The 12,762-nt window shown below is 64.1% G+C and carries 7 protein-coding genes; 2 read left to right on the top strand and 5 right to left on the bottom strand.

Annotated elements, in window-relative coordinates; translation table 11 throughout:
• Positions 1–3: 3 nt before the first annotated feature.
• Both aceK and ggpS read right to left on the bottom strand, forming a co-directional pair.
• Positions 4–1,779 (bottom strand): bifunctional isocitrate dehydrogenase kinase/phosphatase, encoded by a 1,776-nt coding sequence (gene aceK, locus EBN1_RS02235; protein ID WP_011236293.1) that lies wholly within the window; start codon positions 1,777–1,779, stop codon positions 4–6.
• A gap of 109 nt (positions 1,780–1,888) precedes the next feature.
• On the bottom strand, positions 1,889–4,150 hold the full coding sequence (gene ggpS, locus EBN1_RS02230; protein WP_011236292.1) for a glucosylglycerol-phosphate synthase: 2,262 nt from the start codon (positions 4,148–4,150) through the stop codon (positions 1,889–1,891).
• Between the two features lie 524 nt (positions 4,151–4,674).
• Here ggpS and EBN1_RS02225 point away from each other — a divergent pair.
• Together EBN1_RS02225 and icd are read left to right on the top strand one after the other, a co-directional pair.
• Positions 4,675–6,912 carry an NADP-dependent isocitrate dehydrogenase gene (locus tag EBN1_RS02225; RefSeq protein WP_011236291.1) on the top strand — a complete coding sequence of 746 codons (2,238 nt, stop codon included), beginning with the start codon at positions 4,675–4,677 and terminating at the stop codon, positions 6,910–6,912.
• Between the two features lie 239 nt (positions 6,913–7,151).
• On the top strand, positions 7,152–8,396 hold the full coding sequence (gene icd / locus EBN1_RS02220) for an NADP-dependent isocitrate dehydrogenase (protein ID WP_011236290.1): 1,245 nt from the start codon (positions 7,152–7,154) through the stop codon (positions 8,394–8,396).
• An 87-nt stretch (positions 8,397–8,483) separates the two neighbouring features.
• Here icd and EBN1_RS02215 read toward each other — a convergent pair whose 3' ends face one another.
• The 3 genes from EBN1_RS02215 to EBN1_RS02205 all read right to left on the bottom strand — a co-directional run bounded on the left by EBN1_RS02215 (position 8,484) and on the right by EBN1_RS02205 (position 12,614).
• Positions 8,484–8,744 carry a DUF4212 domain-containing protein gene (locus EBN1_RS02215; RefSeq protein WP_011236289.1) on the bottom strand — a complete coding sequence of 87 codons (261 nt, stop codon included), beginning with the start codon at positions 8,742–8,744 and terminating at the stop codon, positions 8,484–8,486.
• A gap of 109 nt (positions 8,745–8,853) precedes the next feature.
• Positions 8,854–10,905 (bottom strand): elongation factor G, encoded by a 2,052-nt coding sequence (fusA, locus tag EBN1_RS02210; RefSeq protein WP_011236288.1) that lies wholly within the window; start codon positions 10,903–10,905, stop codon positions 8,854–8,856.
• 83 nt (positions 10,906–10,988) lie between these two features.
• A complete protein-coding gene (locus EBN1_RS02205) occupies positions 10,989–12,614 on the bottom strand; it encodes an MFS transporter (protein ID WP_011236287.1) in 1,626 nt (541 codons plus the stop codon).
• Between the last annotated feature and the right edge of the window lie 148 nt (positions 12,615–12,762).

Raw genomic sequence — 12,762 nt, 5'->3', positions numbered from 1 at the left:
CCGTCAGGCCGCCTGGTGTGCGCGTCCGCGCTCGTTGCTCCACATGTTGCAGAAACGCAGTTCGGTCGGATACGGGAAGAAATCCTCGAGGTAACCCTTGCGGATCGAGGCCTGCACGTCCTGCCAGAACTTGGCGTCGAGCAGGTCGCGGTGGTGCTTCAGGAAAGCCTTGCGCACGCGCGGGGCGCCGAGCAGGAACGTCGCGAATTCTTCCGGAAAGACGTCCATCGGACCCGCCGAATACCACGGCTCGGCGGCCATTTCCATCTCCGGATACGGTGCCGGGGGAATTCTGCGAAAGTTCATCGCGGTCATGAACTCGATCTCGTCGTAGTCGTAGAACACCACGCGGCCATAGCGCGTCACGCCGAAGTTCTTCCACAGCATGTCGCCGGGGAAGATGTTGGCCGTCGCCAGCTCGCGGATCGCATTGCCGTATTCGCGCACCGCGTATTCGACCTGGTCGTCGTCCGCGTGCTCGAGGTAGATGTTCAGCGGCGTCATGCGGCGTTCGATGTAAAGGTGCTTGATGATCACCGAATCGCCTTCGATCTCGAACGACGACGGCGCCAGCGCGCGCAACTCGTCGAGCAGCTCGGGGTGGAAGCGCGACAGCGGCAGCGCGGCGTACGAGAACTCCAGCGTGTCGGCGAGGCGTCCGACACGGTCGACCTGCTTCACCATCAGGTACTTGCGCTTGACAGTCGCGCGGTCCATGTTTTTCGACGCGCCGAACACGTCCTTGATGATCTTGAACACGTAGGGGTAGGACGGCAGCGTGAACACCAGCATCACGAGGCCGCGGATGCCGGGTGCGATGATGAACTGGTCGTTCGAGTGGCGCAGGTGCGCGATGAGGTCGCGGAAAAACATCGTCTTGCCCTGCTTGCCGAGCCCGAGCATCGTGTAGAGCTCGGAACGGTGCTTGTTCGGCATGATCGAGCGCAGGAAGTGAACGTAGCCGGACGGCACTTCCATATCGACGAGAAAATACGCACGCGACAGCGAGAACAGCACCGAAATGCGCCACGGGTCGAGCAGGATCGTGTCGGCCTCGAGCCGGCCGGCCGGGTTGTGCCGTACTGCCAGCGCGAACGGATATTCCTGGTAGCCGTTGATCGCCTTGCCGATGATGTAGGCGGTCTTGTTGCGGTAGAACGCCGAGTACAGCACCTGGATCTGACAGTTGACTTCCATGTCGGGCCAGGCGCCGATGTGTTCGTGTACGGCGCGCAGGATATTGTCGATGTCGCGATCGAGATTCGCGAACGGGCGCTGCCAGTCGAAATCCTCGATGATCCGCCGCACCGTGGTGCGCAAGCCTTCGTCCTGCGGGTAATAGCTGCTGTAGACCGGCGGATAGGATTCGATGTACTCGGTCGAGACGGCGGGGCGCGCAAACAGGTAGTCGTTGTTGAAATACGTGCGGTGCAGGATCTTGCAGCACACCGAGTTGAAGAAGGTCTCGGCGAGCTCCGGCTGCTTGTGCCGCATCAGGATGCCGATGTACTGGAGTTTGAGCTGCTGCCAGGTGCTGTCGTCGAGCGAATCGGCGTCGAACTCCTCGTGCAGGCGCCGCACTGCCTCGTCGACGCGCTCGTCGTAGAACTGCACCCGCTCGCGCACCGCGTCGATCTGCGCCTGCCACTCGGCGGCCTCGAAACTTTCCTTGGCCCGACGGGAGGTCTCGCGGAAGATCCGGTAGTGCTTGTTGAAGCCTTCGATCATCGCCTGGGCGATCGATTGGGCGACCGGGTTTTCCCCGACGGATGCGTCCATGGATTCCTCGTCTCGGTGATGAGGTGCGACGTTGGCGCGCAGCGGCATGACGACGCACATTTTATCCCGAAACCTGCGGAGGGCCGGAGCCCCCCCGCAACGCGCCGGTTCAGCAGCCCGTGCCGGCGAGCGAGTCTTCGCCGACCGGCGTGGTAACGGCTTCGAGGAAATTCCGTCCCCAGCGGTGGATGTCGTTGTGTTCGACGATGGCGAACAGCTCGCGCAGGCGTGCTTCGGCCTCGGCGTCGTTCATCGCGATCGCCTGATACAGGCGCGCCGCGAGGTCCGCGAGATCGTGCGGATTGGTCAGCACTGCGCCGTGCAGTTCGGCTGCCGCGCCGGCGAACTCCGACAGCACGAGCACGCCCCGCCCCTCGATCATGCCCTGCGTCGCGACGTACTCCTTCGCGACGAGGTTCAGGCCGTCGCGCAGCGGCGTGATCCACATCACGTCGGCCATCGCATACCACGCGACGACTTCCTCGAATGGCAGCGCGCGGAAGAAGAACTGCACCGGCGTCCAGCTAACGCGGGAGAAGCGCCCGTTGATGCGGCCGACCGCCTGCTCGATCTGCGTCTGCAACGCGTCGTAGATCGTCATTTCCTTCGCTGCCGGCACGCACACCGCCATCAGCGACACTTTGCCCTGCAGCTCGGGATGCGCGTCGAGCAGACGCTCGAATGCGAGCAGCTTCTCGAGCGTGCCTTTCGTATAGTCGAGGCGCTCGACCGACAGGATCACGCGCGTGTCGACGAGATCCGCGCGCAATTCGGCCATGCGCTTGCGCGTCGAAGGCTGGTCGAGGATCTTGCGCACGCGCTCGACGTCGAGGCCGACCGGGTGGGCGCCGAGGCCGATGCGGCGGCCGTGGACCTCGATCGCGGTCGTGACTTCATCGAGGCCGACGGCGCAGCCGTAAGTGAGGTAGCGCGGCGCGCAGTTGCGGCGCTCGAGCACGGTCAGCGGTGCGACGCCGCGCGCGACATCGACGAAATTCTCGGCTTGGCGCGGGATATGGAAGCCGATGTAGTCACACTGCAGTAGGCTGCCAATGATCTCGCGGCGCCACGGCAGCACGTTGAACACGTCCGCCGACGGGAAATAGGTGTGGTGGAAGAACGCGATCTTGACGTCCGGACGCAACTCGCGCAGCACCGCCGGCACCATCCACAAGTTGTAGTCGTGCAGCCAGACGACCGCGCCTTCGGCCGCTTCGGCTGCGGCGCGCTCGGCAAAGAGCCGGTTGACCTTCAGGTAAACGTGCCAGTCATCCTCGCGAAATTGCGCGCGCTCCCAGAACGTGTGCAGCGTCGGCCAGAACGCTTCTTTCGAAAAGCGCTTGTAGAAGATGTCGATGTCGTCCTTCGTCAGCGGTACGCGCGCAGCGACCAGGTGCGGGTAGCGCTCGCGGTCGACGGTCGTATGGACTTCGAACGGGATCGCTTTTTTCGGGTCATGCATCGACCATGCGATCCATGCGCCGGGGCGCCCGTCGCTGAAGTAGCTCAGCAACGTCGGAATGATGCCGTTCGGCGAGCTCGGGGCTGCGCGGGTGATGCGCCCGTTTTCGAATACCTCCTCGTACGGCAGCCGGTGATAGACCATGACGAGTTCGGAGCGCCCCGGGGTGTCGGTCTCGCGCAACTCCGCCTCGACGCCTGCCGGCCCGAGGAAACCGAAGTGGGCGATCGCCTCGAGGATGCCTCCGCAGCCCGGATGGCGCGCGTGCAACACATGAGCGCGCTCGCGGGTCGCGTCGAGCAGTGCCGCTTCCGACTCGCCGACGCAGACGCCGACGAACCCCCGCTCGTACATCGACAGATCATTGAGCGTGTCGCCGGCGACCAGCACCGCGTCGCGGTCGATCTCGAGCAGCCGCACCAGTGCATCGAGCGTGCTGCCTTTGTTGACGCCGCGCGGCAGGATGTCCAGATAGCGTTCGGCCGAATACAGCATGTCGCAGCCGAGCTCGGCGGCGATCCCGCGAAGGTCGCTGCCGACGGTGCCGGGCGCGCAGAAATACGAGCAGCGGCGCTGCTGCGGCACTTCCTGGCGCTCGATGCCGACGAACGATGCCATCGCCGCGGCGACGACACGCTCGCCAGGCCACAGCGCGTCGATGCCGGCTTGCAGCGGTTGCACCGGTTGCAGCGTACGGCCATCGACGACCGTCGCGCCGACGTCGCAAACGATGTAGTCGGGCGTCGGGATCGACGGGTCGGAGAGCAGTGGCAACACGACCTCGAGTCCGCGCCCGGTGACGAAGACCAGCTTGATTTCAGGGTGTGCATTGATCAGCTGATACAGGCGCAAACGCGCTTCGGGGTGGCCGGCGAGAAATGTTCCGTCGAGATCGGTCGCAATAAGCATAGGAAGTTCTCCATTTTCTGGTTGTGCGCCGACTTTTGTTGCCGGCGATGAGAGGGCGAGGAGGGTCTTTCCCCGCGGCGCGAGCGCAGGTTCGAGCAGAACGGGCGCGGGGCCGCGCAAGAGGCGGCGCGACGACGGGAGAACCGGCAGTGCCCCGCCGGATAGACAGGAGAGGTTGCCGGAACGGTAAATCGTTGTCCGGCGGGCACGGGGGTGTGGTGAGATATATTTGGACAAACATTGTAACCGTTTATCCGCATAGGCCCAAATCGCTTCAACCCGTGGTGACCCCGTCTTACGGCTCGCCGATGCGGATTGCATCATTGTCAACCGCGTAGGGGGTTAGATCTTGTGTCTTATACAAGAGTAAGATTGTGCGCCTGGCGGCAACCGGCTGCACTCGCAGGTCTATAATCATGCGCCGTCAGGAAATGAGCGGATGCGATCAGGCCTTCAGGGCCGTGTCTCGTCCTGTTTCTGCGTCCGTCAGGTTTCGCGCAGGCAAAATAACGAGGGAGAAATGCATGACAACGAAGAGTCCGACCATCATCTACACGCTCACAGATGAGGCGCCGCTGCTGGCGACCTACTCGCTGCTGCCGATCATCGAGACGTTTGCCCAGCCTGCGGGCATCAATATCGCGAAGAGCGACATCTCGGTGGCCGCTCGTATCCTTGCCGAGTTTTCGGACTACCTGACCGACGCGCAGAAGGTGCCCGACAACCTCGCCGAACTCGGCCGGCTGACGCAGGATCCGGACACCAACATCATCAAGCTTCCCAACATCAGCGCCGCAGTGCAGCAGCTCACCACTGCCATTGCCGAGTTGCAGCAGAAGGGTTACGCGATTCCGAACTACCCGGAAACGCCGAAAACCGACGAAGAAAAGATTATCAAGCAGCGCTATGGCAAGGCACTCGGCAGTGCGGTCAATCCGGTGCTGCGCGAAGGCAACTCCGACCGCCGCGCCCCGGCCGCAGTCAAGCGCTATGCGCGCAAGCATCCGCACTCGATGGGCGAGTGGAGCATGGCGTCGCGCACCCACGTTGCACACATGAAGAGCGGCGACTTCTACCATGGCGAGAAGTCGATGACGCTGGATCGCGCGCGCGACGTGAAGATGGATCTGATCACGAATAGCGGCAAGACGATCGTGCTCAAGCCGAAGGTCGCGCTGCTCGACGGCGAAATCATCGACAGCATGTTCATGAGCAAGAACGCGCTGTGCGCGTTCTACGAAGAGCAGATGGAAGACGCACGCAAGACCGGCGTGATGTTTTCGCTGCACGTCAAGGCGACGATGATGAAGGTCTCGCATCCGATCGTGTTCGGTCACGCGGTCAAGATCTTCTACAAGGAGGCCTTCGAGAAGCACGGCAAGCTCTTCGATGAGCTGGGCGTCAACGTCAACAACGGCATGTCGAATCTCTACGAGAAAATCGCCCCGCTGCCGGAATCGAAGCGTGACGAGATCGTGCGCGACCTGCACGCCTGCCACGAGCACCGCCCGGAACTGGCGATGGTCGACTCGGCCAAGGGCATTACCAACCTGCACGCCCCCAACGACGTGATCGTCGACGCTTCGATGCCGGCGATGATCCGCATCGGCGGCAAGATGTGGGGTGCCGACGGCAAGCCGAAGGACACCAAGGCCGTCATGCCGGAGAGCACCTTCGCCCGGATCTACCAGGAGATGATCAACTTCTGCAAGACCAACGGCAATTTCGATCCGAGGACGATGGGGACTGTCCCGAACGTCGGCCTGATGGCTCAGCAGGCCGAGGAATACGGTTCGCACGACAAGACTTTCGAGATTCCGGAGGCCGGCGAGGCGCGTATCGTCGATATTGCCACCGGCGAAGTGCTGCTCGTGCAGAACGTCGAGGAAGGCGACATCTGGCGCATGTGCCAGGCCAAGGACGCCGCGATCCGCGACTGGGTCAAGCTGGCCGTCAACCGTGCCCGCAACTCCGGCATGCCGACCCTGTTCTGGCTGGATCCTTATCGTCCGCACGAGGCGGAGCTGATCAAGAAGGTCGAGACCTATCTCAAGGATCACGACACGACCGGGCTCGACATCCAGATCATGTCGCAGGTGCGGGCGATGCGTTACACGCTCGAACGCGTCATCCGCGGCCTCGACACCATCTCGGTGACCGGCAACATCCTGCGCGACTACCTGACCGACCTGTTCCCGATCATGGAACTGGGCACCAGCGCGAAGATGCTGTCGATCGTGCCGCTGATGGCCGGTGGCGGGATGTACGAAACCGGAGCGGGCGGCTCGGCGCCGAAGCACGTGCAGCAGCTTGTCGAGGAGAACCACCTGCGCTGGGATTCGCTCGGGGAGTTTCTCGCGCTGACGGCGTCGCTCGAGGACATGGGCATCAAGACCGGCAACGACAAGGCCAAGCTGCTCGCCAGGACCCTCGACGAGGCGACCGGAAAACTGCTCGACAACGACAAGTCGCCGTCGCGCAAGACCGGTGAGCTGGACAACCGTGGCAGCCACTTCTACCTTGCACTGTACTGGGCACAGGCGCTGGCCGCGCAGGACGACGATGCGGAGCTGAAGTCCCGTTTCGCGCCGATGGCGAAGGCGCTGGCCGAAAACGAGCAGAAGATCGTGGACGAACTGCATGCACCCCAGGGACGTCCGGCCGATATCGGCGGTTACTACCTGCCCGATCCGGCGAAGACCCGCGCGGTGATGCGCCCGAGCGCCACGTTCAATGCGATTCTGGCGGAAGCCTCCGCCTGAGCGTGACCAAGCGCGCGCCGTGGAAGAGGTGCGCGCAGGCGGAAATCCTGGCGCCGGAAGGAAGGTGCCGGGATTTTGCGCCATAATCAGTGAATTGATATCCGGAGTGGGGGAGGCGCATCATTCGCATACGTCGTTCCCGGGAGCGCCCGCCTGCGAGGTGATCCCCAAGCTGCCAGTCGAAGGTTTTCAGTGCAAAGCTGAGTCAATCGAATCGAGTCCACATAGAGGGAGTAGGCATGAGCACATCTCACATCACGGTCCCGACCGGCGGTCAGAAAATCATTCCTGGCCAGCCCATCCCCGACAATCCGATCATCCCGTTCATCGAAGGCGATGGCATTGGTGTAGACATCACCCCGGTGATGATCAAGGTCATCGACGCAGCAGTCGCGAAAGCCTATGGCGGCAAGAGAAAAATCCACTGGATGGAAGTCTATGCCGGTGAGAAGTCGACTCAGGTCTACGGCCCGGACGAGTGGTTGTCGAAGGAAACCCTGGACGCGCTCAAGGAATACTCGGTGTCGATCAAGGGTCCGATGACGACTCCGGTCGGCGGCGGCATCCGCTCGCTGAACGTCGCGCTGCGCCAGGAGCTCGACCTCTACCAGTGCGTGCGCCCGATCCAGTACTTCAAGGGCGTGCCTTCGCCGCTGAAGAACCCGGAACTGACCAACATGGTGATCTTCCGCGAGAACACGGAGGATATCTACGCCGGCATCGAATGGCAGGCAGACTCCGAGCAGGCCAGGAAGGTCATCGCGTTCCTGCAGAACGAAATGGGCGTCAGGAAGATCCGCTTTCCGGCAACGTCCGGGATCGGCATCAAGCCGGTTTCGGTCGAAGGCACGCAGCGGCTGGTGCGCGCCGCGCTCAAGTACGTGATCGACAACGACCGCAAGTCGCTGACGATCGTGCACAAGGGCAACATCATGAAGTTCACCGAAGGCCTGTTCCGCGACGTGGCCTACGAGCTGGCGCAGAAGGAATTCGGCGCGCAGCCGATCGACGGCGGCCCGTGGTGCAAGTTCAAGAACCCGAACACCGGTCGCGAAATCGTCGTCAAGGACTCGATCGCCGACGCCTTCCTGCAGCAGATCCTGCTGCGTCCGGCCGAGTACGACGTGATCGCGACGACCAACCTGAACGGCGACTACATCTCCGACGCGCTGGCTGCCCAGGTCGGCGGCATCGGCATCGCCCCGGGCGCGAACATTTCCGACCAGTACGCCTGCTTCGAGGCGACGCACGGCACGGCGCCGAAATACGCCGGCCTCGACAAGGTCAATCCCGGTTCGCTGATCCTGTCCGCCGAGATGATGCTGCGTTTCATGAAGTGGACGGAAGCGGCTGATCTCGTCATCAAGGGCATGGAAGCCGCCATCGGCGACAAGGTCGTGACCTACGACTTCGCGCGCCTGATGGAAGGCGCCCAGGAAGTGTCCTGCTCGGCGTTCGGTGATGCGATGATCGCGCGGATGTAACTCGCGTCCGTCAAAACACCTCGCAGCCCCCGAAAGGGGGTTTTTGCGTTTACGACGGATGTTCGCGCCGTCGCCCCGGATGTTCCCCTACCGGCGTTCGCCGACCCCGTGGCAGCGGTCGAGGCGGTTCATCACATGGACGTAGATCGCGATGATGACCAGGTAGGTCAGCAGCGATCCCTGGGCAAAGATGTAGAAGCCGAGCGGGAAGCCCAGGAAGGAGTACCGGTTGAGTTCGTCGGCGAAGTAACCGGCCCCGAACGTGACGAGGAACCAGACGGATAGCAGCGCTACCGTGAGCTGCAAGGTGCGGCGCCAGTAGGTCCGCTGTTGTTCGGTCAGTTTCATTGTTCCAGCCGAGGGTCCGGGTGAGCGCAACAGAGAGCGCATGCGGCCGGGGCGCTGCTGCTCCCCGGCCGCATGCGCGCGGTTCTCCCGGTGCGGGAGCCGGTCTGCGCTATTGGCCGGAACTGCGCTCGGCATGGAGCTTGGTGAGCCGCTGCTGCACCTCCTGCGGCGCAGGCTCGTGGCCGCTCGCGACGAGCACGAATTCGCTCTCGCCGGCGCAGATCGCTTTCAGTCGCGCCTCGAAGCCTTCCATCTCGGCCATCGGCACGGTCGCAGTCAGCACTGTCCAACCGCTCGCCGGGCTTTCGGTGGCCGTGAGCCGGCCCCGGCGCGCGGCGAACTCGGCGGTGATGTCGCCAAAATGACTGTCTTCGACTTTCACCGTGACCGTCACCAGAGGTTCGAGCACGATCGGCCGCGCGGCGAGCAGGGCTTCGAGCGTCGCGTGACGCCCGGCCGTGACGAACGAGATTTCGTTCGAATCCACTGCATGATGCTTGCCGTCGGTCAGCACGACGCGCACGTCCTGCACCGGGAAGCCGGAGGATGCCCCTTCGGCGAGCGCCTGGCGCACGCCTTTCTCGACGGCTGGCAGGAAGTTCGTCGGGATCGCGCCTCCTTTGACCTCGTTGCCGAGTTCGATGCCGGAACCGCGCGGAAGAGCCTCGACGCGCAGCGCGACTTCGCCGAACTGGCCGGCACCGCCGCTCTGCTTCTTGTGGCGGTAGCGTGCCTCGGCAGTGGCGGCGATGGTTTCGCGATACGGTACCGTCGGGGTCGCGGTGTCGAGCTGCAGGTTCCAGCGCGTGCGCAACTGCTCCAGCACGATCTTGAGATGCAGTTCTCCGAGACCCCGGATCACCGTCTGGCGCGCCTGGGGATCGAACCCCACTTCCAGGCACGGATCCTCGTCGACGAGCCGCGTCAGCGCTTCGGCCAGCTTCTGTTCGTCGCCATGTTTCCTGGTGATCAGCGCGAGACCGAACACCGGTTGCGGATAGCGCGTCGCAGCGAGGTGGTAGGTGTCCTCGTCGTGGGAGTCGTGCAGCACGGCATCCGGATGGATGTCGTCGACGCGCGCGACGGCGCAGATATCGCCCGGTACGCCGACCGGCGTCTCGACCTGGTTCTTGCCCTGCAGGCGCAGCAGGTGGGCCACCTTGAAGCTCTTGCGGCTGTCGCCGATATAGAGCTGGCTGTTCGGGCCGAGCGTGCCTTGATGGATGCGGAACAGCCCGAGCTTGCCGCGGTACGGATCGTTTGCGACCTGAAATACATGTGCGATGACGTGACGAGTGGGATCCGGCGCGACTTCGACCGGCTGCGCCTGGCTGCCTTCTCCTTTGACGAAGCGCGGCGGATTGCCTTCCGTCGGGTCCGGCATCAGACGGCCGAGAATGTCGAGCAGCTCGTTCACCCCGGCGCCGGTGCGCGACGAAACGAAGCACACGGGAATCAGGTGGCCTTCGCGCAATGCCTGTTCGAACGGCGCGTGAAGCTGCTCGGGGTCGAGCGACTCGCCCTGTTCGAGATAGCTTGCCATCAACGCTTCGTCGAGTTCGACGACCTGGTCGATGATCGCTTCATGCCCCGCGGTGACCGACGAAAATGCGGTTTCGGTACCGTGGTCGGGCGAGAAAAAGCAGTCGATGACACGCGCGCGATCGGCAGCCGGCAGGTTGACCGGCAGGCATTCGCGGCCGAAGGTCGCCGTCAGCTTCTCCATCAGTGTCGTGAGGTCGGCAGTGCTCGCGGCGTCGATTTTCGACACGACGATCAGGCGGCACTTGTCGGCCGCGGCGTCCATCATCCGGCGCGTGCCGCTTTCGATGCCCGCCTGCGCGCTGACGACGACCGCCGCCGTCTCGACCGCGGGCAGCGCCGACAGCGCCCGGCCGGCGAGGTCCGGCAGGCCCGGAGTGTCGAGCATATTGACCCAGTGCCCGGCCCATTCGAAGTGCGCGATCGACGTTGCAAGAGAATGGCCCATCGCCTTTTCCTGCGCGTCGAAGTCGCTGACCGTGTCGCCGCGCTCGATGCTGCCGGCCGCACCGATCGTCCCCGACGCGACGAGCAGCGCTTCGAGCAGAGTGGTCTTGCCGCCGCCGGAATGGCCGAGCAGGGCGACGTTGCGGATGTCGTGTACCGAGGTCGGTGTCATGGCGCTGTCCTCCCGTTGTCGTTTGACCAGAGTTTCCGCCTGTCGCGCCGCGCGTGCAACGCCCGCAGGTCGGACAGGCCGGTTCAGGCGCTGCGCAGCCCGAACAGCCGCGTCACCGCGATCGCCAGCAGCGGCAGCGACAATCCCAGCAGCGTGACGGTGATCAGCAGCACGCCGAGTTCGGAATAGTCGGCCGGGATCGTCACGGTGCCACTGGCCGGGTCGCGCACTTCGCGGCTGACCGTGAAAATCTCGTTCAGGTATTTCGTGCCGAGCTGCGCCGCCGACAACGCGAGGTTCGTGAACGACGCCATCACGGCGAAGAACGTCGCCTTCAGGTGAGAGGGAGCGGAATTCGCGATCCACGCCAGCATCGGCACCATCGATACCTGCCCAAGCGGCGACTCGAGCGCGGTGTTCGCGATCGCGATGAAGCGCGCGTCGATGAATCCCCCCGTGAGTCGCCCAGTCCATTCGTGCAGGCCGTAGAACATGCCGACGATCGGTCCGGACAGCAGCGTCGCGGCAAGCGTCAGCACGATGACGATCTGCGCGATCGACTTTTCCGCCATGAAGCGGCGGAACAGGAACAGGCCGGCGAGCGTCAGCGTGCTCGTGATCAGATCGAGCCGCGACAGGAAGCTCTGGTCGAAGCCGAGCACATCGATCATCCACCAACTCGCGCCGGCCCCCGGGGTCGGCATCGCGCGAAAGACGAAGATCACGATGACGGTGCCGAGCAGCGTGCGCGCCGCCTCCGGCGCGAGTTCGCGCAGCAGCTTCGCGATCATCACGCCGATGATCGCGAACGACGATGCGAAGATCAGCTCCTGGCCATACGCCATGCCGGACAGCCCGACGCCGAGGGTCAGCGCGACGAACACCGCGCTGCCGCCGAGGATCCACCAGTTCGGCGCGGTTTTTTCCTGCGGCTCGTGCACCAGGCGATCGACTTCCGCGTGGCTGTGGCCGAGCGCCTCGAGTCGCCGCGCCTCGCGCCGCTTGAGCACCCCGGCGAGCAGCACGCCGCTGATCGACAGCAGCGGGATCACCAGTGCGAGCTCGTAGATGCGCACGTAGATCGCGACTTTCGCGGACTCGGGCAGGGTTTCGGCGCCCTGGAACATCGCGACGTTCGCGAGCGACACCAGCACCGTGCCGCCGATGATCGCGACGCGCCCGAGCATCTGCATCGTCGTGTGCATCAGCCTTACCGTCTCGGCCGGGTAGGGAGCGCCGTCGGCGTCGAGCCGCGGCACCGCCTCGACCGTCATCGCGTCGGCGACCGCGTCCTGCATCACGTAGCCGAGTGGCGCGAGCAGCGCAGACAGCACAAACCACGCTTCGGCGCTCATCACGGTGCGCATCTCGTCCGGCCGGGAGATCAGCCCGATCATGATCGCGAGGCTCGTCGCAATGAGGGCTGCGCCGAGATAGACGAGCCCGGCCTTGTGCCGCCACATCAGGTCGACGAGATGGCCGATCGGCATCTTCAGCGCCCACGGAATGCCGGCCCAGAAGCCGAGCGCGGCGAGAAAAGCCGCCGACAGGCCGAGATAGTCCTTGACGAAAAACGTGCCGACGATCCCGGTCAGGCCCGACACGCCGGCCGCGACATACACCATCAGCGGCGGCAGGTACGACAGCCGCATCTCGCGGCCGAGTTCCAGGATGTTGCGGTCGAACCAGCGGTACAGGGCAGTGCTCAAGGTGGAGTTCCGACCGAGATGACCACCACATTCTAGCGGCACCGTGCGGCGTCCGTGCCCAGATGGCGGCGAACGGCACGTGACCGGCCGCGTGCGGGCGGCCTCCACGTCCGTGCGACTGATCACACCGCGACAGCGCTGCGATTGC

It is taken from the genome of Aromatoleum aromaticum EbN1 (assembly GCF_000025965.1).
Lineage (GTDB): Bacteria > Pseudomonadota > Gammaproteobacteria > Burkholderiales > Rhodocyclaceae > Aromatoleum > Aromatoleum aromaticum.
The sequence above is the reverse complement of the archived record's forward strand: the minus strand, read 5'-3'. Positions and strand labels throughout refer to the sequence as shown.

Coding starts and splice junctions, on each gene's coding strand:
- icd (WP_011236290.1), top strand. CDS start 7,152: ATGAGCACATCTCACATCACGGTCCCGACCGGCGGTCAGAAAATCATT.
- EBN1_RS02225 (WP_011236291.1), top strand. CDS start 4,675: ATGACAACGAAGAGTCCGACCATCATCTACACGCTCACAGATGAGGCG.
- ggpS (WP_011236292.1), bottom strand. CDS start 4,150: ATGCTTATTGCGACCGATCTCGACGGAACATTTCTCGCCGGCCACCCC.
- aceK (WP_011236293.1), bottom strand. CDS start 1,779: ATGGACGCATCCGTCGGGGAAAACCCGGTCGCCCAATCGATCGCCCAG.
- fusA (WP_011236288.1), bottom strand. CDS start 10,905: ATGACACCGACCTCGGTACACGACATCCGCAACGTCGCCCTGCTCGGC.
- EBN1_RS02215 (WP_011236289.1), bottom strand. CDS start 8,744: ATGAAACTGACCGAACAACAGCGGACCTACTGGCGCCGCACCTTGCAG.